Source organism: Cupriavidus sp. Met-2, from assembly GCF_049843575.1.
In the GTDB taxonomy this organism is placed as follows: domain Bacteria; phylum Pseudomonadota; class Gammaproteobacteria; order Burkholderiales; family Burkholderiaceae; genus Cupriavidus; species Cupriavidus metallidurans.
Genome location: NZ_JBBHZL010000011.1, coordinates 207,367 through 231,960, shown reverse-complemented (window position 1 = coordinate 231,960; position 24,594 = coordinate 207,367). Strand labels below are relative to the sequence as shown.

Sequence of the window (24,594 nt, the reverse complement as noted above, 5' to 3'; positions counted from 1 at the left end):
CCAACTGAAAGCGAGGGCCTGCGCGGCACTCCACTCCGCGCAGGTATTCTGGCGCCGCAATGGATGTTGCGGCGCCGTTTTTGTTTGTTGCGTTGCGTTTGTTGCCACCATTCCAGATCGTCCGACGTTGCCGAACGTAGGTATCATCATCATGTTTTCGCCAAACGGTCCGGACGATATGCAACGCAAGACTTTCCGCAATATGCAATGCCCGATCGCCCGCAGCCTCGAGCGTGTGGGCGAATGGTGGAGCATTCTGATTCTGCGCGATGCGTTCTATGGCACGAAGCGCTTCGACGAGTTCCAGCGAAACCTCGATATCGCGCCGAATATGCTGACGCGCCGGCTCAACGGGCTGGTCGAGGAAGGCCTGCTGGAAAAGCGCCAGTATTCGGAGCGCCCGCCGCGCTACGAGTACGTGCTGACCGATTGCGGACGGGATTTCCGCCCGGTATTGCTGGCGCTGCTGGCCTGGGGCAATCGCAACTTCGCGCCGGAAGGGCCCAGTGTCCAGATCGTCGATCGCGAAACCGGCAAGGTGGTGGAACCGATGCTGGTGGATACCGAGAACGGCGAGCCGCTGCAGATGGGCAGGCGCCATGTGCTCAGGGCAGGGCCGGCGGCCGATGAGTCCACGCGCGCGAGGCTTTCGTCCGCGACCTCTCATATGACAACGGCGGCTCCGACAGCCCCGGCAGCCCCTCTGGCGCAGGAAGCCGGCAAGGTTGCGTGACGCGCCAGTGCCTTCCAGGTTGCTCCGAGAGCATTTCTGACATAGAGTCCAAGGCATAGCACCCGTCTTCCGACGGTTTTTTCCGCCGACTCCGGATACGACCTGATGCCACGTCTTTCCTATCCGTGCCTGGCCCTGGCCGCGTTGCTCGCAGCCTGCACCAGCACACCAATGCCTCCTCCCACCCCGCCACAACGCACGCCGCCCACAAGCGTGGCGCCTCCTGCCGGAAACTATGGCGGCGTCAGTCGGGCGCAGATGGAAGCCGCTGGCAACGCCTGCGAGAAGATGGTCGCTAACGCCGTCAAGAATCGATATCCGCAGCCGGGCAGCGTGATGATGATGCCGGACCGCGAGCGGATCTATCAGCAATCCGCCTCGCAAGCCGGCGTGAGCGGCGAGGGCACGTTCGAGCCAGATGGGACCGAGGAGAGCATGTCGTTCCGCTATACGTGCCTCTTCAACTTGCGCACCAACCACGTCGATGACGTGCAGATGCGCTACGGCCCGTACTATTGAACGGGCACTGCGCACCTGTGCACCTGCGCGGCCGCTAGACCATTCCCCCATTCGCGCGTAACACCTGGCCATTGATCCAGGCTCCATCGGGGCTGGCCAGGAATGCCACCGTTGCCGTTATATCTTCAGGTGTGCCCAGTCGTTCGAGCGGATTGAGCTTCGCGAGCCGTTCGATCGTTTCAGGTGATTTGCCGTCGAGGAACAGGTCGGTGGCGGTCGGCCCGGGTGCCACCGCATTGACGGTAATGGCGCGGCCGCGCATCTCCTTGCTCAATACGGCGGTCATCGCTTCCACCGCCGCCTTCGAGGCCGCGTAGATGCCATAGCGCTCCATGCGCAAACCAATGACGCTGGACGAGAGATTGATGATCCGGCCGCCATGGCGCAGGCGGCGGGCAGCCTCGCGCATGGTGTGGAAAGCCCCTTTCAGATTGATGTTCATCACGCGCTCGAATGCTGCGTCGTCAGACGCTGCAATTGTGTCGAGCACCATCACGCCCGCGTTGTTAACGACAACGTCGACGCCGTCGAACGTTGCCTCGGCTGCATCGAACATGCGGGCGACCGCGCTGGCATCGCTGACATCGGCCTGGAAGGTCATGGCCCTGCCGCCACTTGCTTCGAGCTTGCGACGCAGATCCCCGGCGGTGTCCGCGCCGTTCGCATAGTTGATGACGACCGCGAAGCCGTCGCGGGCCAGCCGCGCCGAAATGGCGGCGCCGATGCCGCGTGATGCGCCGGTAACGATGGCGACCTTTTGTGATTCCCCCTGCGACGGCTGCGAGTGGTCTGTAGTCATGGCATTTCCTCGAATGAACTGAATCGGTGAGGGAACGATAGACCTTACGCCATGCTAGATAAACAGGCAGAATTCGGCATCAATATTCGAAAATCCGAACAATATGGACCGGATCGACGCCATGCGCGTGTTCACGCGAATCGTGGAGCGGCGCAGTTTCACCGCTGCGGCCAAGGACCTGGACTTGCCACGGTCGTCGGTGACTGACGCAGTCAAACAACTGGAATCGCGGCTTGGCGTGCGATTACTGCAGCGGACGACACGCCACGTGAGCCCGACGCTCGACGGCGAAGCCTATTTCCAGCGCTGTCTGCGGCTGCTGGCGGATTTCGAGGAGGCAGAGGCGGCATTCGCGGGCACTTCACCTAAAGGCGTGCTGCGGGTCGACGTGCAAGGGCAACTCGCGCGCCGCTTCCTGTTTCCGGCCTTGCCGGCATTTCTGGCACAGCACCCGGGCATTACGCTGCAAATCAGCGAGGGCGATCGTTTGGTCGATCTCGTCCGGGAGGGCATCGACTGCGTGCTCCGCGTTGGCGAACCGCAGGACAGCGAAATGGTGGCCAGACGCGTGGCCCGACTGGCGCAACTCACGCTCGCCGCTCCCCCGTACCTTGCGCGGCATGGCAGTCCAGTGTCGATCGAGTCGCTTGGCGACCACAGGATGGTCGGGTTCCGCTCCACGCTAACCGGTGGTCTACTGCCGCTCGAATTCATGACCGGTGGGGTACGCAGCGAGGTCATGCTGCCGGCGCCGGTGTCGGTGAGCGGCGCGGAAAGCCTGGTGGCGGCATGTCGGCTCGGCCTCGGATTGATTCAGGTGCCGCGCTACCACGTCGAGGAGGATTTGCTCCGAGGCACGTTGGTCAGCGTGTTGTCGGAAATTCCCCCACCGACGATGTCGGTATCGCTGCTGTATCCCCGGAGTCGTCAGTTGTCGCAGCGAGTGAGAGTGTTTCTCGACTGGGTTTCGGCGGAGTTCGCAAAACATCGTGGAAAGAACGGCGTAGAAGTCGACTGAACGGGCGATACTTGCCAGACATCAGTCAACCGCGCGTTGAAGCGAGTCCAGCAGACCTTGGCGTTTTCCCGTATTGTTGCGACTTGGCGATAGTTGACGTTGCAACGAAATCGCCGTTTCCGACACTCGCTCCCGTTCGACACCGTGCAGAACAACGCCAGCCAGCCAGCCTCCGCCGCCGCGCCCCTTGACACCCCGATGACCGCGCGCGAGAAGCGCGGCATGGCCGCCATCATGATCGCGGTCTCGCTGGCCACGCTCGACACGGCAATCGCGAACACGGCGCTGCCCAATATCGCGGCCGACCTGAACAGCACACCGGCCGCTTCCGTGTGGATCATCAACGCTTACCAGCTGGCCATGGTGGCGACGCTGCTGCCGTTCGCGGCGCTCGGCGGCATTCTTGGCCATCGGCGGATCTATCTCGCCGGCGTGGTGGTGTTTATCGTCTCGTCGGTGATCTGCGCGATGGCGTGGTCGCTGCCATCGCTGGCCGCCGCTCGCGCGCTTCAGGGCATCGGCGCCTCGGCGATCATGAGCGTGAACACTGCCCTGATCAGCGCCATCTTTCCGATTCACCGCCTTGGCCGAGGTGTCGGGCTCAATGCGCTGGTGGTGGGGGTGTCCTTCGCGGTCGGGCCCACCGTGGCATCGGTCATCCTGTCGTTCGGATCGTGGCCGTGGCTGTTCGCGGTGAACCTGCCGATCGGGCTGCTTGCGCTGGCGATCGCCATTCCGTCGCTGCCGAAGACCAAGCGTAGCGACCATGGTTTCGACCCGGTGGCGGCAATTCTTAACGTCATCACGTTTGCCTCACTGATCTTTGCATTGGGCGAAGGCGTCCAGCGCGCGCCGGCCGAATACGTGGTGGCCGCTGCCATCGTGTTCGTCATTGCGTTCATATTGCTGCTGCGCCGCGAGCGTGGTCACCCGGCCCCGATGTTGCCGGTGGATCTGTTCAAGCGGCCGATGTTCGCGCTCTCGACGCTGACGGCAATCTGCTCGTTTGCGGCGCAAGGGCTGGCCTTTGTGTCGTTGCCGTTCTATTTCGAGCATGTCCTGGGTCGCAGTCCGGTGGAAACCGGGTTCCTGCTCACGCCGTGGTCCGCCGTGGTGGCGCTGATGGCGCCGATCGCGGGCCGCCTTTCGGATCGCTATCCGCCGGGGCTGCTCGGCGGTATCGGTCTGGCGATCATGTCCGTGGGCATGGCATCGCTGGCGCTGATGCCGGCTGACGCCAGCGTCCTCAATATCGGTATCCGCATGGCGATCTGTGGCGCTGGTTTTGGCTTCTTCCAGTCACCCAACCTCAAGGCGCTGATGGCAAGCGCGCCGCGCGAGCGTGCCGGCGGCGCCAGCGGAGTGGTGGCCACGGCACGGCTGCTTGGTCAGGCCACGGGCGCTGCGCTGGTGGCGTTGTCGTACAGCATTGCCGACAGCCACGGCCCGACGCTTGCGCTGGCACTCGGCGCAGGATTCGCGGGTGCGGCGGCTGTTGCCAGTGGGCTGCGGCTGGTGACGCCGCAGAGTGCCGATAGCGCCGCGATGCAAACCGCCAGAAAGTAGCCGGGGCATATCGCCGGACGTCTCCGCCGCCTATAGTGGTCCTGAAGGGGACCACATATCGGGACAATGTCTCGCCTGGGACGTCCAACCGCCCGCCAGAGGCAGGAACGCCTGTCGCCCAGACATGGCGTGCATCGTGACCGGCTGGCGGCGCCGTGCCTCCTGCTGGCGCGCGTGCGAGGGAGGTAGCGATGAATCTAGCCGCCATTCTGGTCAGCGCGAGCGTGGCCGCGTCCGTGGCCGTGTCCTCCACGCCTGTCGAACGGCAGTTGCTTGCCATCAGTCCTCACGATTTTGCCCAGCAGTTCAACGCCGTTGCCCATGAGGCCGGGGCAAAGATGGTCCTGCCGGATTTTCATGCCAAGCCGGGCTGGCATCGGGCCAAGACCAGCGAGGGAATTTCGGTGATGGTGCGCGGGGCGCCGACCGGCTATGCAATCGATGAAGTGATTGTGGTGTGCCAGACCGGCGAGCAATGCCTGCAGACGATTTCCACGGCGGCCCAGGCCATCGACTCGACCATCGACCAGACATTGCTGCAGTACTTCGTGGCCGCGCGCATCGCCGAGCAGATCGGCGAGGTGGCACTGGTGATCTCGGGGCTGGTGTATCTGGTGGTCTCGCCGGACGACCAGGACTACGTGGCGCTGGTTATTCGTCCCTATTTGCCGCAGCAGGAGTTGACCGCGAAGACCCAGGCGGCGCTGCAACCAGCGGCCTTGCCGCCACCCGGCGCCTTAACGATGTAGCGGAGGCGTTGCATGGGCCGCGCGCTCATCGCCATGAGAGCGCTCGACATCATCCATCGCGCGTTGTTCGAGTAGGCGCTGCAGTTCCGTTGCGCCACGATAGTAGTGCGCCAGCAGCAGGCGCAACTCTACGTCATCCAGTGGTTCGCGTAGCAAGTCGCCGTACGCGGCGGCAGCGCGCGCTGCCTGCTGCGCTGCGAAATCGATCAGACCCTGTTTGCCGGCGAGGAAGGGCGGAATCTCCCGAAGACTGACCGGAGGGTCGTCGGCATCCTCGTCAGGGATGCCGGCACGTGCCGCCAGTTCCGCGGCCGCGCAATGCTGCAGGTTGGCGCGATGCGCCAGCTCGGCACGCCACTGAGGTTCCGTAGCCACCGCGGCCACGGCTGCCAACGATTCCGCGCACCGCCTGGCACGGAGGCTTAGCCGCGCCAGTGCAGTGGTCAGTGCTTCCATGACGTACGTCTCCGTTGCATCTCCACCTACTGTAGGTGACGCACGCCCGGTTCGCTCGGGGTACGAATCTTGCGCCCGGCAGTCCTCTTCGTGGCAGTCCTCTTACTCCGGCAATACAGCGGTGGCCTCGATCTCGAACAACATGCCGTCCAGCGCCAGTCGCGGCACCGGGATTAGCGTGCAGGCGGGGGCCGGCCAGTCACCGAGCATGGCTTGCCACGCGCGGCTGAAGATCGCCAGACGGTCCATCGAATGGTCGACGATGAGCACGGTGATCTTTGCGATATCAGGAATGTCGGCGCCGCCGGCCTGCAGCGCGACGCGCAGGTTGGCAAGCGCCTGTTTCACCTGCTCCTGGAAGCCGGCACGCAAGCCGCCGATCATGTCTTCCCCGCCTTGCCCGGCCGCGAAAATGATTCTTGCCGGGCGCGTCGCCACAGCCACATGCGAATAGCCGTTGAGCTTGGGATCGTACAGATCGGGAGGATTCATGAACTGGAGATAGGGAGCGCGGGGCGGTTCGAGCAGCATGGCAAGGTCCTCAGTGGAAAGTCGCGCCAGTATCAAACCTCAAGTGCGCTTGAGGTCAAGCTGTTTGTTGGCGAGTTTTCACGCTACGATGGCGCATCGTCCGTGACCAGCTTTCCACCACCATGAAACGCGCCCTCGAAGATCAGGAAGACCACCCGTTGCGATCCGGCGATCCGCTCACCGTTGGTGAAGTTGCCGCGCGTAGCGGCGTCGCGGTGTCCGCGCTGCATTTCTATGAATCGAAGGGATTGATCTGCAGCACACGAAGTGCCGGCAACCAGCGCCGGTATCCGCGCGGGATACTGCGGCGCCTTGCGGTCATACGGGTGGCCCAGCGCATGGGCTTGCCGCTGTCCGTGATTGCCGAAGCGTTCAGCCGCCTGCCGGATGACAAGGCGCCGACGGTTGCGGATTGGCGACGGCTCTCGGCCGTATGGCGCGCGGATCTGGACGCGCGCATCCGCACGCTGACCCAACTCCGCGATCAGCTCGATGGCTGTATCGGATGCGGGTGTCTGTCCCTGAAGGAATGTCCGTTGCGCAATCCGCAGGACGCGCTGGCGGAAGAAGGGCCCGGCCCGCATTTCGGGGCCGGGCCCTGTGAGCACCGGAAATCGGGCAAGGCGCGATGACCAGCGCGGCGATGGAGCCGCCGGTCAGGGCGCCACGATCACCCGGGTGCGAATGAAGGCGTCATCCTTCATCAGCGCCTCCGCCCAGCCGGCAGGCGGCACCAGGCTGATGTCGGTAATCGCGTAGCCAATATCGCCCTCGGTCTGCAGTTGCTGGGCGACGATATTCGCGCCGATCTCGGCCAGCGCCTGGTTGAAGTGCGACAGCGTGCCCGGCCGGTTGTAGTGGATGTTGAGCACGCGGGCTGGAGCCTGTTGCGGCGCTGGCTGAATCTGGGGCAGGTTCACCGCGCCCAGGGTCGCGCCGGTTTCGAGAAAGTTGACCAGCTTGGTCGCCACTTCCACGCCGATGTTCTCCTGCGCCTCCTCGGTGCTGCCGCCGACATGGGGCGTCAGGATGACATTCGGCTTGCCCTGCAGCGGCGAGACGAACGGATCGGCGTTACTGCGCGGCTCTTCCGGGAACACGTCGATGGCCGCGCCGGCCAGTTGCCCGTTGTCCAGCAATTGCGCCAGCGCCGGGATATCCACCACGGTGCCGCGCGAGGCATTGATCAGGATGCTGCCATGTCGCATGGCAGCCAGTGCCTTGGCATCCATCAGGTTGCGTGTCTGCGGCGTGGCGGGGACGTGCAGCGTCACCACGTCGGCCTGCGACAGGGCATCTTCGAGCGAGTGCACCGGCATGGCGCCTCCGATCGACAGGCGGGGGCGGATGTCGTAGAACACCACGCGCATCCCCATCGCCTCGGCCAGGATGCCGACCTGCGCGCCGATGTTCCCATAGCCGATCACCGCCATGGTCTTGCCCCGGATCTCGAAGGCGCCCTTGGCGGTTTTCTGCCATTGGCCGCTGTGGGCGGCGCGGCTCTTTTCCGGGATGCGCCGCATCAGCATGATGGCCTGGCCGATGACCAGCTCGGCCACGGAACGTGTGTTCGAAAACGGCGCATTGAAAACCGGGATGCCGGCATGGGCAGCCGCGCCCAGGTCCACTTGGGACGTGCCGATGCAGAAGCAGCCGACCGTGAGCAGCCGCTGCGCCTTGGCGAACGCTTCGGCTGTCAGGGTGGTAGCCGAGCGAATGCCCAGCAGTTCGTGATCGCGCACGGCGGCAAGCAGCGCGTCGCCGGCCAGGGCCTTGCCCTGGGTGGCGAGGTCGATCTGGTGGCGGCCCAGCAACTGCTGGGCGCTGGCGTGGATGTTCTCGAGAAGCAGGGCGCTGGCCATGATGGTCGGGCTGAATGCAGGAGAGTTGGAAAGGCACGGGGCGTCCCTATGCAATATGCGATATGCGGGACGCGCATGGGCACACCTTACCACCGACGCTTACCCGTGCTGTTGACGTGGGCAAGGGGATCAAAGCGATTCCGCCAGGACTCAGGGCCCCCGGAGGAGTCGGGACAGCGAAAACATTCAACTCGTGAGATTAGAAAGCTGAATTCGGACCCGGGAGGAATCTGAGACGATGCAGCTTCTGCGCCGGGAGGGGCGCATTGTCATCGTCAAAAGGAAACAAGAATGAAGCGCGCGCAATCGGCCGTCCTGACTGCCGTGGCAGCGGGAGGGCTACTGGCTCCGCTGGCATGTCACGCCACGGAAGGCGCACTGGGTCGCCCCGTGACCGGCACGAGTGTGTCGCCCAATGTGGCCGTTATCCCGTCCGAGCCGGTCTGGATTGCAAATTTGCAACAGCTTTACATGGACGGATCGATCACTGGCGGCCGGGAAGTGCCGATCGCCGGCAAGACCTCGATCGGTCTCGACGCGAAGGTCGCCTTCACGCTGGCCACGCTGATGAAGGTCTGGGATACCGGCGGTGGGGCGTGGAATTTTGCCTCGAGCTTTACGCTGCCCTACGTCTGGATGTCGGTCCATACGACTGCCGGTATTGGCAACTTCTCGCGTGGGACATCGGATCGGGCCTCCAATCTGTACGACATGTACTTCAGCCCGATCATCGCGGGCTATCACTTCTCGAAGACCAGCCATATGGCGCTGAGCTTCAATGTGTGGGCACCCACGGGCCAGTACGACAAGAATGCGCTGGCTAACCCGAGCCTGAACAACTGGACCTTCGTGCCGCAGATTGCATTTACGCATCTGATGCCGGAATACGGGCTCGAATTCAATGCGGTGGGGGCTTTCCAGTTCTATACGCGGAACACCGCTACCGACTATCAGAATGCGCCGCTGTTCACGCTCGACGTGATGGGCGTGAAGAAATTCGGCAAGTGGGGCGCTGGCATCGTGATGGGCACCGTGCAGCAGTTGGGCAACGACAGCGGTCCGATTGCGGATCGCCTGAACGGATTCCGTGGGCGTGACTTCGCCATGGGCCCGATCGTGACCTACGACACCAAACTCGGCGGCAAGGCACCGCTGTCCCTCTCCCTGCGCTGGGTGCCGACCGTCGCCAGCAAGAACCGTCTGGACAGCACGGCGACGGTGATGGGGAGCGCGACGCTGGTGTTCTGAGGCGCGGCGTGTTCGCGGGTTGCCCTTGGATGAAGGGGCCCGCCTGGCAAGGTACTGGGTGCGTGATGGCACCGCGACTCGCGGTATCATCGCGCCCTTTGTCGTTTACGTCTTACCGCCTTGCCTCAAGCCGTACCCCGTATTGCCCCGCCGGCACGCCGGCGTCAGCGCCCGCCGGTCACCCCCGGCCGCGCGCTTGGCCCCAATGATTTCGCGTTCTACCGTGGGTACCTGCAGGGGCTGGACCTCGGGCGTCTGGCCGACCGCTATCTGGACAACGGTCTCGATCTGCGCCTGGTCCGTTCCCAGCTTCTCTGGATCGAAGAAGCGCTGGCGCGAGGCGTCAGGCGTCTGGCTACCCGTCCGCGATCCGGTGGCAGCGGCCAGGAGCGGATGCTCACCGAGTCGGCGTGGCTGGCCCTGATTCATGCACCGGCCGGGGAATCCGTCACAGCCAGGCAGACCCGCCAGCGCAGGCTGCTGCGGGCGCTTGACGCGCTCCAGCCGATGCTGCTGACGCGCCCCACTGCAGCCGATGCGGTGAGTGGCTGGCTCGCCCCGGCCATCGCCGCAAAGCTGGCCGATGCCGGCTGGCAGACACTGGGCGCATTGCAGGCTGCCGTGGGCGCGGGCGGACAAAGCTGGTACCGGCGCGTACCCGGCATCGGCGCGCGGACCGCGCGGCAGGTGGAGAGCTGGTTGCAGGAGCAGGGCGTCCATATCGGCGCGATGGCTGCGGTATTGGCGCCGGGGCCGCTCGAGTCGCTGCGCGCGCCGGGTGCGCGCGCCGATGTCAGGGCGATTCAGGGCTGGCTGGGCGGCTATCAGCCGGAAGGCGGGCACACCTGGCGCGCCTACCGGACGCAGGCCGAGCGGTTCCTGCTATGGACCCTGCACGCGCGAGGCAAGTCCCTGGCGACGGTGACGGCCGAGGATGGCGCCGCCTACATCGCGTTCCTTGCTGATCCGCAACCGTCCGCCCAGTGGGTGGGCCGGCGCGGCACGCCGCGCGATCGCCATGACTGGCGGCCTTTCGAAGGGCCGCTTTCGCCTGCCAGCATCCGTCACGCACGAAAGATCCTCAGCACGCTGTATGGATGTCTGATCGAGCAAGGCCATGCGCGCGCGAACCCGTTCGAGGTGTTGTCCCTCCCGACTGGCGGGGACGCCCCTCGCATCCAGGTTGCCCGCAGCTTCACTGAGCCGCAGTGGCGCTTCCTGCTGCGTCATGTGTCGAGTCTGCCCGCAGACGACCCGCGTGCCGCTCGGTTGACCTTCATGCTGCATCTGGCACATGCCTCGGGGCTGCGTATCTCGGAGCAGGCGGTGGCTACAGTCGGGCATCTGACGTGGAGCGGGCACTGGACGCTTGCGGTGCCGGGCCCCAAGCCGCGCCAGATTCCACTTCCCGAGGCGGTGATCGATGCCCTGCGTGGGCATCTGGCAGCGCGTGGGCTTGGGCGCGGATTCGAAAGCCTGCCGGCTGCGACGCCGCTGATTGGCCGCGTCAAGACTGGTGACGAGGGTGATGCGCTGTCGGTCGCGCAGATCGGCGCGATCTGGAAGCGGTACTTCGCCCAGGCCGCCACCTTGGCGGGGGGCGAGGATGATGCGGCGCAACTGGCCCAGGCCAGCGCGCACTGGATGCGGCACACGGCGGGTGCGCACGCAGTGGCGCGAGGCGTTGCGCTCGAGGTCGTGCAGCAGCAGCTTGGTCATGCGAGCCTGGACACGACGTCAATGTACGTGCTGGCCGCGTGATGGCCGGCAACCCGGCCTTCGTCGATTTCGTTCAGCCCGGCGCTCGAAAAATCTTACTTCGGTCAGCCCCCGACTCAGCGTAACCTGCCCCAATTCCGGGCGATCCGCACGAGAGGGAGCATTCGCATGACACGGGTGGGGCCGTGAACGAACTGATCGATATCGTCACGCCAACGCCGCCGTCGTGGATGCCGCAGACGGTGGGCTGGGCCGTGGTTGGCGTCGTGCTGCTTGCCGGGGTGCTCTGGCTGGCCTGGAGGACCGCGCGACGCTGGTACGCCAATCGTTTCCGCCGGGCGGCGCTCAGGGAATTGACTGCCTTGCAGCAGACGGCGGATAGCGCCGAACAGGCCACGCTGCTCTTGTCGCTGGCCGAGCTGCTCAAGCGGCTGGCATTGGTCCAGTGGCCCCGGCACGCCGTGGCGGCCCTGTCTGGCCCGGCGTGGCGCGATTTTCTGCACACCCATGCAGGTAGCGCGGGCGATGTGGTACCGGCTCTCGCGGCGCTGATCGACGATGCCGAGTATCGCGGCGCGGCTACCCTGGCCCAGTGGCCCGAGGCGCAGCTTCGGGCAACCCTTGGCGCATGCCGGATCTGGATCGCTGGCTATCGGCACGATGGGCGCGATGATCACATTTGAATATCCCTGGCTGTTCGCGCTCCTGCCGCTGCCGTTGCTGCTCTGGTGGTGGCTGCCGCCATATCGCGAGGAAAGCGCGTCGGTCCGCTTGCCGTTTTTCGGGGAGGTTGCCAGTGCCGCTGGCCTGAAGCCCGCGCTCGGGGCGCACGTGCCACGGCGCAATCTCGTCCAGTTGCTGCTGGGGCCGATTGCATGGGGCCTGGTAGTCGTCGCGCTGGCCCGTCCGCAGTACCTCGAGCCGCCGCTGCAACGGACCCAGCCCGTGCGCGATCTGCTGCTGGCGCTCGATCTGTCACAGTCGATGGACACGCGCGACTTCAAGACCCCGTCGGGCGTCCTGGAGCCGCGTGTCGATGCCGTGCGGCAGGTGGTGGCCGATTTCGTGGCGCGCAGGACCGGTGATCGCATCGGGCTGATCGTTTTTGGCGATGCCCCGTATCCGCTGGCCCCTTTCACGCTCGACCACGCACTGGTGCGTGAACTGCTGGCCGACATGGTGCCCGGCATGGCCGGGGCAAGCACGTCGCTCGGTGACGCCATCGGCCTCGGTATCAAGATGTTCGACCAGAGTCACGCGCAGGAGAAGGTGATGATTCTGCTGACCGACGGCAATGACACCGCCAGCCGGATGCCGCCGGCTCAGGCGGCCGACATCGCGAAGACGCGCGGCGTGGTGGTCCATACCGTCGGCATCGGGGACCCAGCCACGAGCGGCGAGCAGAAGGTCGACCTGGACGCGCTGAAGCACATTGCCAGCACCACCGGAGGCCGGTACTTCTTTGGCGCTGACCAAACCAGCCTGGCCTCCATCTACGCCACGCTGGACCGCGTCACGCCGCACAGGGAGAAGACACTGACCTGGCAGCCGCGCCGCGAGTTGTTCATGTGGCCGCTTGGCGCCGCCGTGTTGCTGATGCTGTGCTACCAGTTGGCGATGGCGCTCTACGCGCGCTGGCTGGCGCGGGCGGCTGCGTTGGAATCGACGGCATGAGCGCGTACTTCGAGGCCCTGGCCGAATTCCATTTTCTGCGCCCCTGGTGGCTGCTGGTGCTGCTGGCGGCGATCTGGCTGCCCTGGGCCGTGCGGCGTCGTGGCGATATTCGCCGACGCTGGCGGGGTGTCATCGCGCCCCATCTGCTCAATGCGCTGGTGGTTGGAGAGACCCGCAAGCGCGCGCTGCGCCCGGTACATCTGTCGGCCTTGCTGCTGGCATTGGGCGCCATCGCGCTGGCGGGGCCGACCTGGGAGCGCGAACGGCCGCCGTTTCCGTCAGACAAGGCACCGCTGGTCATTGCCGTCGACCTGTCGCCGACGATGGACGCCATCGACGTGACCCCGACCCGGCTCGAGCGAGCCAAACTCAAGATCAAGGCATTGCTGGCCCGGCGCGACGGCGGGCGCACGGCAATCTATGCGTATGCAGGCTCGACCCATCTGGTACTGCCGCTGACCGATGACCCGACGCTGCTGCAGACGTTCGCCGATGCGCTGCAGACCCGCATCATGCCGGTGCCCGGCAAGGACACCGTGCTGGCCGTGCGGATCATCGACGCAGCGCTGAAGAAGGAGACCGTTCCCGGAACGATCCTGTTGCTGACCGATGGCGTGGAGCCTGCGGCGGTCGAGCCGCTTCATGCCTACGCCCGCTCGGCACGGACGCAAGTAGTGGTGTTGGCCATCGGGACAGCGGATGGCGGTCCGCTGCGCGGTCGCGATGGCACCGCGCCGGGGCTGGACTCAGCCACGCTTCACGCGCTGCGTGCGGCGGACATCGACGTTGCGACGCTGACCCCCGATGGCGATGCCGACGTGGCGTGGGTGCAGCGCCATGTGCGGCAGCACGTGGAACAGGCCGCATCGCCCGACACGGTGCGCTGGCACGACGTGGGCTGGCCCCTGACGATTCCGATCGCGCTGCTGGCGCTGCTGTGGTTCCGCAAGGGCTGGACGATCCGCTGGATCGTCGGCATCGGCGCGGCCGTGGTGCTGGCTGCGCCGCAGGCCGATCTGCGGGCGCAATCCACCACCGCCCCGCGAGCATGGCGCATGGCCGATCTCTGGCTCACGCACGACCAGCAGGGGCGGAGGGCGTTCGAACAGGGCAAGTTCGCGGAGGCTGCGACGCAATTCGACGATCCGATGTGGCGCGGCGTGTCGTGGTACCGCGCAGGCAAGTTTGCCGAGGCCGCGCGCGAGTTCGAGCACATCAGCAGTCCGGACGGGCATTTCAATCTGGGTAACGCGCTGGCGAAGCAGGGCAAGTATCAGGACGCCATCCCGCAGTACCGGCTGGTACTGCAGCAGCGGCCCGGCTGGGCGCCAGCGCAGCGGAACCTGGCGCTGATGCAGGAGTTGATCGAGCGCCAGAAGCAGAACGAGAAGCACGACGAAGAGGCGCCAGACATCAAGCCTGATCAGATCCAGTACGACGCCTCGACGCCATCGCCCCCTCCCGGCGGTGACAAGATGCAGAAAGGCCTCGCGCAGCAGAACGCGGAGATGTGGATGCGCGCGATTCAGACGTCTCCAACGGAACTGCTGGCGCGCAAGTTCGCGCTGCAGAGACAACAGGGGAAGCCATGATCGCGCGCCTGCTTTCCCTGATCGCGTTCTGTATGGCGGCACTGGCCCATGCGGCCGAGCCGGCGCCGATCGTTCGCGTCGAGGTTGGCGGCAACGGTGCTCAGCGTCCCGCAGTGGTTGGGCAGTCCGTCCAGATCTCGGTGACGATCCTGGCGCCGAACTTCTTCATGTCGGCGCCGGTGTTCCCGACGCTTCAGGTGGCTGGCGCCGTGATCACGATGCCCGACGATCGCGCCGTCAACTCAACCGAGACGCTGGGCGGCGTCAGCTATGCGGCGATCACCAAGACCTATGTACTGACTCCGCAAAGCGCCGGCGATTTCACGCTGCCGCAGCCGGAGATCCCGTTTACCTATGCGGGTGGCGACGGCAAGCCGCTCTCCGGCAGCGTCACGTTGCCACCCACGGTGATTCATGCCGGCGGGCAGGTTGGAAGTGGTGCGCCGGGCGCGGCATCCGGCGTGCAGGCAAATGTCGGCACGCTTCCGGCCGGACCGCTCCAGATCACGCAACAGTTCGATCGCCCGGTCACGGGCAAGGATGCTCACCTGCGCGCAGGCGATGCCGTGGTCCGGACGATCACGATCGTCGCGCCCAATGCGCCGGCCATGATGATCCAGCCGCCCGTGCTCGAGGCGCCAGGCGGGGTGAAGCTGTTCAGGGCGGATCCGAAGCTATCCGATGGCGCGGCCGGTGCCGGCGAGCCCCCGGGCGGGCGGCGCGTGGAGCGCGTGACCTATGTGTTCGAGTCCAGCGGCACTCACACGCTGCCGGCGGTGACCGTGAAATGGTATGACCCCGCCAGCGGCAAACCTTCCGAGTCTGTGGCCCCGGCCATTACCGTGGAAGTGGGCCGAGCTGGGGCGGGCCTGGGTCTTGCGCCGACCGGCGACCCGTTCAGTGGGGAGGACTGGTGGCCGGCCTGGCTCGACGGCAGGGTCTTCGCTGGATTGGTGGGGCTGGCCGTGATCGCCCTGGCGGCGTTCGGGCTGCGCGGGCGGATGCCGGCCTGGTGGCATACGCAACGGAAGGCCTGGAAGGCCGCCTGGCGCGAGTTGCGTGGCCCGCTGCCACCGCTCAACCCATAACCGGTCTGAGCGCTATTAAGAATCTTGTAAAAAATCATTCAGATCAGTCAATAAAATATTGCATTCCTTCGCCGAGCCAGGATGCTCATACTGCCCGAGTTCAGGATTGCACCGGGCAAGGAACACTGATGGCACGTAAACAGCAGGAAAGAGCGGCGGCCGCGAGCGCGGCGCCGTCATCGTGGCGGCGGCGCATGTGGCTGGGCACATTGGTCGTAGGGATGGCCGGGGCGGGCGCAGCCGGCACGGTCTGGTATAGCCGGCACAATGGGCAGGGCGTGGACCCCGCGTCGATTCGCGCGGGCGACGGCGTCAGCGGCCCGGCCGGCATGGTGCATGTCCCGGGCGGCGAATTCCTGATGGGTAGTGACCACAAGATGTCCCAGGCCAACGAGCGCCCGGCACACAAGGTACAGGTCAAGGCCTTTTGGATGGATCAGCACCACGTCACCAATGCCGACTTCCGCAAGTTCGTCGAGGCCACGGGCTACCTGACCACGGCGGAGCGCAAGCCGGACTGGGAGACGCTGAGGGTTCAGCTTCCGGCCGGCACGCCACGCCCGCCTGACAGTGCGATGGTCGCGGGCGGGATGGTGTTCGTCGGCACCAACAGCCCGGTGCCGCTGCGCGAATACTGGCGCTGGTGGCGCTTCGTACCTGGCGCGGACTGGCGTCACCCGACCGGCCCGGGCAGTTCCATCGAAGGCAAGGACAATCATCCCGTCGTGCAGGTCTCGTATGAAGACGCGCAGGCGTACGCCAAGTGGGCCGGCAAGCGTCTGCCCACCGAGGCCGAGTGGGAGTTTGCCGCCCGTGGCGGCCTGGAGCAGGCCACCTACGCCTGGGGTGACAAGTTCGCGCCGGATGGCCGGCAGATGGCGAATGTCTGGCAGGGCCAGCAGGTGCAGCCGTTCCCGGTGGTCAGCGCCAAGGCGGGCGGCGCGGCTGGCACCAGTGCTGTCGGCACGTTCCCGGGCAATGGCTACGGGCTCTATGACATGACCGGCAACGCCTGGCAGTGGGTGGCCGACTGGTATCGCGCGGACCAGTTCCGCCGCGAAGCCACGGTGGCGGCAGTGCTGCAGAATCCGACCGGCCCGACCGATTCGTGGGACCCGACCGAACCTGGCGTGCCGGTGTCGGCGCCGAAGCGGGTCACGCGCGGTGGCTCGTTCCTCTGCAACGAGGACTTCTGCCTCAGCTACCGCCCGAGTGCCCGGCGCGGTACCGACCCGTACACCAGCATGTCGCACCTCGGCTTCCGGCTCGTGATGGATGACGCCCGTTGGGCAGAAGTTCGCAAGCAGCCAGCCGTGGCAATGGCCGCGGGCGGGCAGCAGAACGTGCAGAAATAACGCATCGAAGCGGCAAGCCGCAAAGCAGACATACAAGAGACGCACTGAACCGGAGAGAACCTGATGGAACATGCCCGCGCACCGTGGTTGCGACGCTGGATCAATACCGCGGTCGCGGCCCTTGTCATTGGCGCCACCGCCACCACGCTGGGTGGATGCGCATCCAGCGCGCCGCAGTCTGGCGGCACGCAGGAATCGGCGCAGACCGCCGTCAATGCCGAGGCGGCACTGCCGTCCTGGCGCGATGGGGCCACGCGCAAGACGATCATCAAGTTCGTGGCCGACGTGACGCAGCAGGGCTCGCCGACCTATGTGCCCCCGGCTGAACGAATCGCCGTGTTCGACAACGACGGCACGCTGTGGAGCGAGCAGCCGCTGTATTTCCAGTTCTTCTTCCTGCTCGATCAGGTCAAGGCGGCAGCGCCTTCACATCCGGAATGGAAGAACAATCCGGCGTTCAAGGCGCTGATGGCCAATGACATGGCCGGGCTCATGCGCGAGGAAAAGCGGTTGCTGCCCCTGATCACGGCGGCGAACAGCGGCATGACCGTCGACGAGTATGACCGCACGATTCGCGCATGGATCGATACGGCGCGGCATCCAAAGCTCAACCGGCGCTACACGGACCTCGTCTACCAGCCGCAGTTGGAACTGCTGTCGTACCTGCGGGCCAACGGCTTCAAGACGTATATCGTCTCCGGCGGCACGATCGAGTTCATGCGTCCCTGGACCGAGCGCGTGTACGGGATTCCGCCCGAGCAGGTGGTTGGCTCGACCCAGACCATCACTTATGACGTCCGCGACGGCAAGCCGGTGCTGATGCGTGGTCCGAAACTCGACTTCATCGACGATGGCCCGGGCAAGCCGGTCGGCATCTATCGCCAGATTGGCCGCCAGCCGATCCTGGCGGTGGGCAACTCCGACGGCGACCTGCAGATGCTGCAATACACGATGGCCGGCACCGGCGCGCGCCTGGCCATGCTGGTCCACCACGACGATGCCCAGCGCGAGTTCGCCTACGATCGCCAGTCGAAGATCGGCAAGCTCGACAAGGCGCTTGACGAAGCGACGACGCGTGGCTGGACCGTCATCAGCATGCAGAAGGACTGGGCTCAGATCTATCCTGCCGCGAAGCCGTGAGATGCCCCTTCAGGCTGCCCCCTCGGTTGACACTTCAGTTGACCCTTGGGGTTGCCTTGCCAGCGCGGACGGAACAATACAAACCACAACACCAACAATAGCGGAGCCCTCGATTGGCAGACTTCACAGGCAACAAGCGCGGCAAGAAACGTGACGGCAGCCGACCGTAAGCTGGGGCAGGGGATGCGTGCGAAACGGCGGCCAGCCCAAGCATCCGAGCCTGCAGCCGTGCCGCGGTCGACCGCATGGCGATGGCCCGCGTTGCTGCTGATCCTGTCCGGCGCCGCGGGCCTGGTTTATCAGGTGCTGTGGATCAAGCAGCTTTCGCTGGTGGTCGGCGTCGAGGTGCAGGCGGTGACCACCGGTGTCAGCGCGTTCTTCGCGGGCCTGGCGCTTGGCGGCTGGCTGGTTGGCCGTCACGCCGATCGCAGTACCTCCGCCTGGCGGCTATACCTCTGGCTCGAAGTCGCCATCGCCTTGCTGGGCATTGGCGCGACGCTGGCGCTGGCTCATGCGGCGGCGCCGTTCGCATGGCTGCAGTTGCGCGCGGGGGCCGTGGCGTGGGCGCTTCCGGTGCTGCTGGTCGGCCTGCCCGCGGTCGCAATGGGCGGCACGCTGCCGGCGTTGCTCCGGGCGGTGACGCCCGCCGAGCACGAACTCGGCGGCCACGGCGGCCGGTTCTACGCGGCCAACACGGCCGGTGCCATTGCGGGCACGCTGCTCGCGGGGTTTGTGTGGATTCCTGCGTTCGGCGTCACGGGTAGCGCCTGCGCGGCAGCCGCGCTGAACCTGCTGGCCGCACTCGGCGCGTACTGGATGGTCCGCCGCGCCCCCAAAGCGACCACCCAGACCGTGCCACAGGCGCAAGTCGAGGCAACGCCAAGGACTGGGCAGCGCGCACTGGCGCTCACGCTTTATGCCCTGGCCGGCGGTATCGCGCTTGGCTACGAGGTGGTCTGGTCGCAAGCCATTGTCCAGTTCCTGAGCACGCGCGCATTCGCGTTCGCGGTGATGCTTGCCACGTATCTGGCGGGCCTCATGCTTGGTAGCGCGCTGGTGGCACGCAAGGTTGATCGAGCCAGGGACCCTTGGGGTGTGTTCGCGGCGCTGGTCGTCGGCGCCGGGCTGGCGGGTCTGGTCGAGTTCGCATGGCTGGGTGAATGGCTCCCGGCCGCCCAGTCCGTGGTGTCACAACGCGTGCTCGGCGCCACCGGCAGCCAGCTTGCCGCCATGTGCGCGAGCTTTGGCATGGCGGCATTTTGTATCGTGTTCGTGCCGACGGTGCTGCTTGGCGCGGCGTTTCCGTATGTCGTGCGACTCTCCGTCGATGTCTCGCGCCCCGGTTCAGGGCTGGGCGCCGTGCTTGCAGTGAATACGCTGGGCGGCATTGCTGGCTCGGTGCTGGCCGGCTTCGTGCTGGTGCCGTGGATCGGCGTGGTCCATACGCTCGGCGTGCTGGCCGTGGCAAGCGGCGTCGTGGCGCTGCTGGCTACCGCTTTCGGCACCGGCGTGCACCGCTTCGCACGGGTGGCCGTGCCGTTGCTGGCCGTGGTGACCTTGATCGTGGCCGTGGTGACGCCGGCCGATCGGCTTGCCGCATTGCTGGCGCAGACGCGCGGCGGTGAACTTGTTTTCTACGAGGAAAGCCGCGGCGCCACGGTAGCCGTGGTCGAGCAGGGCAAGGCCCGTCAACCGTTCCGGCGGCTCTATATTCAGGGCGTATCGAATTCCGGCGATACGATGACGTCGCTGCGCTATATGCGGCTGCAGGCGCTGCTGCCCCTGCTGATCCACAACGGCGCACCGCGGTCGACCCTGGTGATCGGCCTTGGGACCGGTATTACCGCAGGCGCGCTGCTGCAGTATCCGGGGCTCGAGCATCGGGTAGTGGCCGAGTTGCTGCCCGCCGTGGTGCGTGCCGCGCCGAACTTCCAGGGTAACTACGGCGTGACTGGCGACAAGCGCGTCGACATCCGCTTGCGCGACGGTCGGCGCGAGCTGCTGCAAAGCGCCCAGCGTTACGACCTGATCACGCTGGAACCGCCGCCGCCGTCGGCCAGCGGTGTCGTGAACCTGTATTCGCGCGATTTCTATCGTCTCGCCGCGCAGCGACTGGAGACGGGCGGCATTGTGGCGCAATGGCTGCCCCTGCCGACGCAGAATCCCGAGGACACCCGCTCGCTGGTGCGTAGCTTCCTCGGTGTGTTTCCGCACGCCACGCTCTGGACCACCGAACTGCACGAGATGCTGTTGGTTGGATCATTGCAGCCGGTCACGCTTGACGTGGCGCGTATTCAGTCGCGTTTCGCCGATGCCGGGGTCAGCGCCGCGCTGCGGTCCGTCGGCGTGGCATCGCCCGCCGCCTTGCTGGCTACCTACGTGACCGACCGCACCGGCCTCGACTGGTTTGCCAGCGACGCGCCCGCCGTTACAGACGACCGTCCGCGCATCGAATACTCGGGCTGGGTGCGCAAGCAGTCGTTCCCGCCCGTGCTGGAGGAGTTGCTGAACCTCTCGTCCGAGCCGCAACTGCAAGGCGCGGACGACGCACTGCAAGTCGCCATCCGGCGCGAGCGGGCCAACCTGCATCTGTTCTATCGCGCCGGGCTCGATGCATACCGGGGCGACCGCCAGCAATGGCTGCGCGATATCACGCAGGTGATGCGCGAGGATCCGGGCAATCCGTACTACAACTGGTTCACGGGAGGCGCGCAATGAGCGCTCGCGACGATTTTCTGGCGCTGCAGGCACGTATGGGCGAAACCATTGTCGGCCAGGCACGCATGATCGAGCGGTTGTTGCTTGGGCTGCTTGCCGACGGGCACCTGCTGGTGGAAGGCCTGCCGGGGCTGGCCAAGACCCGTGCCATCAAGAGTCTGGCGAAGCATCTCGACGCGCGGCTGTCGCGCGTGCAGTTCACGCCAGACCTGCTGCCCGCCGACATCACCGGCTCGGACATCTATTACAGCGAAGGCGGCAAGGGCGAATTTCGCTTCCAGCCCGGTCCGCTGTTCGCGAACCTGATTCTGGCGGATGAAGTCAACCGTTCCCCGGCCAAGGTGCAATCCGCGTTGCTCGAAGCCATGGAGGAGCGGCAGGTCACCGTGGGCGGTAATACGCACCCGCTGGAACGGCTGTTCCTGGTCATGGCCACGCAGAACCCCATCGAGCAGGAAGGCACTTATCCGCTGCCAGAAGCACAGATGGACCGCTTTCTGATGCACGTGAACGTTGACTATCCTGCGGCCGATGCCGAAGCGGAGATCATCCGGCTGGCGCGTGCCGAGGAAGAACCGGACACGCATCATGGCGATGCCGGGAGTAGCGAAACTCGCATGTCCCCGGCAACAGTGTTCGACGCGCGCCGGCAAATCCACGAGATCAAGGTGAGCGAGCCGGTGGAGCGCTATATCGTCGCGCTTGTGCAGGCCACGCGCGAGCCCGCGCGTCTCGACGACGATCTGAAACGCTGGATCGAGGTGGGTGTGAGCCCGCGTGGTTCGATTGGTCTCGACAAGGTCGCGCGGGCGATGGCCTGGCTGCGCGGGCGCGACTACGTCACCCCCGAGGACGTGCAGGCGGTGGTGCACGACGTGTTCCGGCACCGGCTGATCCTCTCGTACGACGCCCACGCGGCGGGAGTCAGCGCAAACGCGGTCATCGACCGCCTGGTGCAGCGGGTGGCGGTGGCCTGAGGCCATCCGGCTCCGTTATGAAACCCGATACCGCCGCACTCGGCCGCTCGCCGGCCCAGCACAAGACGCTTCCGTCCAGCGCCACGCCCGGCGTCAATGTCGATGCGGCATCGCTGGCCGCGCTTGAGGCTGCTGCGCGGGACTTCCATTTCCTGTCGCGCCAGCCCGTGCACAGCCTGCTGTCGGGGCTCCACGGGTCACGCGTGCGGGGCCGTGGGCTGGCCTTCGAGGAATTGCGCCCCTACCTGCCCGGGGACGACGTTCGGACGATGGACTGGCGCGTGACGGCGCGAACTGGCAAACCGCACGTACGGGTCTATGCCGAGGAAAAGGAACGCCCGGCGCTGGTGGTGGTGGATCAGCGCATCAACATGTTCTTCGGCAGCCGCCGTGCGATGAAATCGGTGGCGGCGGCGGAAGTGGCCGCGCTGGCCACGTGGCGAATGGTGGCAGAGGGGGACCGCGTGGGCGGTGTCGTCTTCGGCGACAAGGAAGTGACCGCGCTGACACCGCAGCGCAGCCAGCACGGCGTGCTTCACCTGCTTGGCGAATTGGCACGCCACAATCAGGCGCTGCGCGCGGACGCCCCGGCCAGCCAGGGCGCCAGCCAGTTGAACGCGGCGTTGCAACACGCGCTGCAACTGGCCCGTCACGACTATCTGGTTATCGTCATCAGCGACTTCAGCGGCAACGATGCGCAGACCCGCGACCTGATGCTCGAACTGCGCCGTCGCAACGACATGTTGTCGGTGCTGGTCTATGACCCGTTCCTGCTGAACCTACCCGACTCCGGTCACCTCGTGGTCAGCGACGGCGAACTGCAGGTGGAACTCGGCTTTGGCCGGGAGACGCTCCGGAGTGCGATTCACCGCTTCGCGGACGATCACAATGCGGCGCTGGTCGAGTGGCACAACGGGATTGGCGTGCCGCTGCTCCCGGTATCGGCAGCTGAGGATACGGCGCTGCAACTGCGCCGGCTGCTGGGATACCCTGCCGATGCGTCGCCGCGGCGCGGCAGGGCATAGAACGCAGCTTCGGGCCGGATGTGCAGTCCAAGCACCCTCAATTGGCCGTTATGACGGCGAAGCTCAACTGGCGGCGACTCCTGCCGAAAAACAAGCCGCATCTGGGTCAACGTCTGGGTCAACGTCTGGGTCGATTCCGCTGAGCTAGCAGTTCTCGATCAGCGTGTGGGCGATAACCGCAAACTGCGGCTACACTCGGCTCCAGTTTCCGATGACAATGCCTGCATTCCGAACCCTACACCCCCACGCCCAGCACTCTCATGTACGTCCCTGCCCATTTCGAAGAATCGCGCCCTGAGGCTCTCCATGCGTTGATGACCGCGTATCCATTTGGCACGCTGGTCACGCATGGCAGGAACGGTCTGGATGCGAATCACATTCCCTTCCATCTCGATCCCTCGCAAGGGCCGAATGGGATGCTGAAGGCTCACGTTGCCCGCGCCAACCCGGTCTGGCAGGACGTGGCGGACGGTGATGAGGTACTGGTGATCTTCCGCGCCGCTGATGCGTATATCTCGCCGAACTGGTATCCGAGCAAGCACGAGGCCCACAAGCAGGTGCCCACGTGGAACTACATGGTCGTGCACGCGCACGGTCGCATCACGATTCGCGACGATGAACGCTTCGTGCGCGGCGTCGTGGCCCATCTGACGCGCACGCACGAGGCCACGCAACCGAGGCCGTGGAAGATGTCCGACGCCCCGTCGGATTTCGTCGACACGATGCTCAAGGCGATCGTCGGTATCGAGATCGAGATCACGCGACTGGAAGGCAAGTTGAAGCTGAGTCAGAACAAGGAAGTGCGCGACATCCGTGGCGCGGGCACGGCGCTGGCCGAGCAGGGCAGCACAACGCTCGGCGAAGCGATGCTGGCCCGCGCAGATGCCAAGGAGCGGGGCGAGACCCAGTAATTCCCGGGCCTTCCACCCTTTGCCTTCCGCCTCTCAGCGTCCCGTCGCGTACCGGGGCGCGGGAGTGTTGGTCGATAGCAGGCCCGCCATCGCCTGGCGCGCGCCTTCATACGCATTCCATTGCTCGATCGCGTGCAGCGGTGGAATCGTCACCAGCTCGCCACGATCGAAGCCTACCAGCGCCGCATCGACCATCGCTTCAGCCGGCATGACGATCGCCTTGTCGAGATGTTCGATCGGCAGGCCACCGGTTTCCCAGAAGTCCGTGGCGGTCGCCCCCGGCAGTACCGCCTGCACGCGCAGCCCCTTGGCCGCGAGTTCGTGATGCAGCGACTGGCTGAATGCCAGCACGAACGCCTTGCTGCCGCCGTACACCCCGTTCAGGATTTCGGGCGCGATGCCGACGATCGACGAAATATTGATGATCGCGCCACGGCCGCGCGCGACGAATCCTGGCACGGCGGCATAGGTCAGGCGCGTCAGCGCGGTGACGTTGAGGTCGATCATCCGGTTCATGGCATCGACATCGCTGTCGAGCAGTGGCGTGTGCGTGCCGACGCCTGCGTTGTTGACCAGCAGCGTGATGCTGGCGTCCTGCCGCAGCTTTTCCTCCACCCGTGCGAGCGATTGGCGGTCGTTGAGATCAGCCGGGAAGACTTCGACCACGCGCTGCGTATCGTCAGTGATGCGCCGGGCCAGGGTGTCGAGCTTGTCGCGATTGCGGGCGACGAGGATCAGGTCATAGCCGCGGCGTGCCAGACGGTCTGCGTAGATGGCGCCGATGCCCGAGGATGCGCCGGTAACCAGGGCCGTGCCGAGATGAGTTTGCGTCATGGTGTTCTCCTTGCGATGTCGTGCGATGGGGATTCGAAAATCGGGATGCGTTGAATCCATGCATTGCATCGTAAAGCGAC

Annotated in this window: 23 protein-coding genes; 18 read left to right on the top strand and 5 right to left on the bottom strand. The window is 65.6% G+C overall.

Going from position 1 to position 24,594, the window contains the following annotated elements; genetic code table 11:
• The first annotated feature begins 151 nt into the window (after positions 1-151).
• Both WD006_RS22495 and WD006_RS22490 read left to right on the top strand, forming a co-directional pair.
• Positions 152-733 carry a winged helix-turn-helix transcriptional regulator gene (locus tag WD006_RS22495; protein WP_011519002.1) on the top strand — a complete coding sequence of 194 codons (582 nt, stop codon included), beginning with the start codon at positions 152-154 and terminating at the stop codon, positions 731-733.
• Positions 734-838: 105 nt separating this feature from the next.
• Positions 839-1,252, top strand: a complete 414-nt coding sequence (locus tag WD006_RS22490; RefSeq protein WP_011519001.1) for a hypothetical protein — start codon at positions 839-841, stop codon at positions 1,250-1,252.
• A gap of 34 nt (positions 1,253-1,286) precedes the next feature.
• Here the strand turns inward: WD006_RS22490 and WD006_RS22485 are convergent, their stop codons facing one another.
• Complete coding sequence (locus WD006_RS22485) at positions 1,287-2,051, bottom strand: SDR family oxidoreductase (protein WP_051723429.1); 765 nt, start codon at positions 2,049-2,051, stop codon at positions 1,287-1,289.
• A gap of 103 nt (positions 2,052-2,154) precedes the next feature.
• Here WD006_RS22485 and WD006_RS22480 point away from each other — a divergent pair, with 103 nt between their 5' ends.
• The 3 genes from WD006_RS22480 to WD006_RS22470 all read left to right on the top strand — a co-directional run bounded on the left by WD006_RS22480 (position 2,155) and on the right by WD006_RS22470 (position 5,384).
• Entirely contained in the window at positions 2,155-3,069 is a 915-nt protein-coding gene (locus tag WD006_RS22480; RefSeq protein ID WP_029309628.1) for a LysR family transcriptional regulator, read from the top strand.
• A gap of 198 nt (positions 3,070-3,267) precedes the next feature.
• Positions 3,268-4,635 (top strand): MFS transporter, encoded by a 1,368-nt coding sequence (locus tag WD006_RS22475; RefSeq protein ID WP_035833906.1) that lies wholly within the window; start codon positions 3,268-3,270, stop codon positions 4,633-4,635.
• A gap of 191 nt (positions 4,636-4,826) precedes the next feature.
• Positions 4,827-5,384, top strand: coding sequence for a hypothetical protein (locus WD006_RS22470; protein ID WP_011518997.1), 558 nt, complete (start codon positions 4,827-4,829; stop codon positions 5,382-5,384).
• Here WD006_RS22470 and WD006_RS22465 read toward each other — a convergent pair.
• Positions 5,373-5,840 carry a hypothetical protein gene (locus tag WD006_RS22465; protein WP_011518996.1) on the bottom strand — a complete coding sequence of 156 codons (468 nt, stop codon included), beginning with the start codon at positions 5,838-5,840 and terminating at the stop codon, positions 5,373-5,375. The two genes, WD006_RS22470 and WD006_RS22465, sit on opposite strands and share 12 nt — an antisense overlap.
• A gap of 102 nt (positions 5,841-5,942) precedes the next feature.
• A complete protein-coding gene (locus WD006_RS22460) occupies positions 5,943-6,371 on the bottom strand; it encodes a RidA family protein (RefSeq protein WP_011518995.1) in 429 nt (142 codons plus the stop codon).
• 122 nt (positions 6,372-6,493) lie between these two features.
• Here WD006_RS22460 and soxR point away from each other — a divergent pair, with 122 nt between their 5' ends.
• Positions 6,494-7,003 (top strand): redox-sensitive transcriptional activator SoxR, encoded by a 510-nt coding sequence (soxR, locus tag WD006_RS22455; protein ID WP_011518994.1) that lies wholly within the window; start codon positions 6,494-6,496, stop codon positions 7,001-7,003.
• Between the two features lie 24 nt (positions 7,004-7,027).
• On the opposite strand, the gene serA is transcribed toward soxR, so the two are convergent.
• Entirely contained in the window at positions 7,028-8,233 is a 1,206-nt protein-coding gene (gene serA, locus WD006_RS22450; protein ID WP_029309631.1) for a phosphoglycerate dehydrogenase, read from the bottom strand.
• Between the two features lie 291 nt (positions 8,234-8,524).
• Here serA and WD006_RS22445 point away from each other — a divergent pair, with 291 nt between their 5' ends.
• The 12 genes from WD006_RS22445 (at position 8,525) to WD006_RS22390 (ending at position 23,680) form a co-directional block, all read left to right on the top strand.
• Positions 8,525-9,481, top strand: coding sequence for a SphA family protein (locus WD006_RS22445; protein WP_011518992.1), 957 nt, complete (start codon positions 8,525-8,527; stop codon positions 9,479-9,481).
• Between the two features lie 120 nt (positions 9,482-9,601).
• Complete coding sequence (locus WD006_RS22440) at positions 9,602-11,242, top strand: phage integrase family protein (protein WP_029309632.1); 1,641 nt, start codon at positions 9,602-9,604, stop codon at positions 11,240-11,242.
• A 143-nt stretch (positions 11,243-11,385) separates the two neighbouring features.
• The gene (locus WD006_RS22435) at positions 11,386-11,883 is read left to right on the top strand and encodes a DUF4381 domain-containing protein (protein ID WP_029309633.1); all 498 of its coding nucleotides are present in this window, start codon (positions 11,386-11,388) and stop codon (positions 11,881-11,883) included.
• Complete coding sequence (locus tag WD006_RS22430) at positions 11,870-12,874, top strand: vWA domain-containing protein (RefSeq protein WP_029309634.1); 1,005 nt, start codon at positions 11,870-11,872, stop codon at positions 12,872-12,874. Before WD006_RS22435 ends, WD006_RS22430 begins: the two co-directional genes overlap by 14 nt.
• The gene (locus WD006_RS22425; protein ID WP_029309635.1) at positions 12,871-14,466 is read left to right on the top strand and encodes a VWA domain-containing protein; all 1,596 of its coding nucleotides are present in this window, start codon (positions 12,871-12,873) and stop codon (positions 14,464-14,466) included. Before WD006_RS22430 ends, WD006_RS22425 begins: the two co-directional genes overlap by 4 nt.
• Positions 14,463-15,554 (top strand): BatD family protein, encoded by a 1,092-nt coding sequence (locus tag WD006_RS22420; protein WP_029309636.1) that lies wholly within the window; start codon positions 14,463-14,465, stop codon positions 15,552-15,554. Before WD006_RS22425 ends, WD006_RS22420 begins: the two co-directional genes overlap by 4 nt.
• 128 nt (positions 15,555-15,682) lie before the next feature.
• Positions 15,683-16,909: a formylglycine-generating enzyme family protein gene (locus tag WD006_RS22415; protein ID WP_029309637.1), complete on the top strand. Its 1,227-nt coding sequence runs from the start codon at positions 15,683-15,685 to the stop codon at positions 16,907-16,909.
• A 63-nt stretch (positions 16,910-16,972) separates the two neighbouring features.
• A complete protein-coding gene (locus tag WD006_RS22410; protein WP_011518986.1) occupies positions 16,973-18,049 on the top strand; it encodes an HAD family hydrolase in 1,077 nt (358 codons plus the stop codon).
• Between the two features lie 183 nt (positions 18,050-18,232).
• The gene (locus WD006_RS22405; protein ID WP_029309638.1) at positions 18,233-20,767 is read left to right on the top strand and encodes a fused MFS/spermidine synthase; all 2,535 of its coding nucleotides are present in this window, start codon (positions 18,233-18,235) and stop codon (positions 20,765-20,767) included.
• Entirely contained in the window at positions 20,764-21,744 is a 981-nt protein-coding gene (locus WD006_RS22400; protein ID WP_029309639.1) for an AAA family ATPase, read from the top strand. The genes WD006_RS22405 and WD006_RS22400 overlap by 4 nt, the downstream gene beginning before the upstream one ends.
• 17 nt (positions 21,745-21,761) lie before the next feature.
• Complete coding sequence (locus WD006_RS22395) at positions 21,762-22,769, top strand: DUF58 domain-containing protein (protein WP_029309640.1); 1,008 nt, start codon at positions 21,762-21,764, stop codon at positions 22,767-22,769.
• Between the two features lie 260 nt (positions 22,770-23,029).
• Positions 23,030-23,680, top strand: a complete 651-nt coding sequence (locus WD006_RS22390) for an FMN-binding negative transcriptional regulator (protein ID WP_011518982.1) — start codon at positions 23,030-23,032, stop codon at positions 23,678-23,680.
• A gap of 33 nt (positions 23,681-23,713) precedes the next feature.
• Here WD006_RS22390 and WD006_RS22385 read toward each other — a convergent pair whose 3' ends face one another.
• The gene (locus tag WD006_RS22385) at positions 23,714-24,514 is read right to left on the bottom strand and encodes an SDR family NAD(P)-dependent oxidoreductase (RefSeq protein WP_011518981.1); all 801 of its coding nucleotides are present in this window, start codon (positions 24,512-24,514) and stop codon (positions 23,714-23,716) included.
• Positions 24,515-24,594 lie beyond the last annotated feature (80 nt).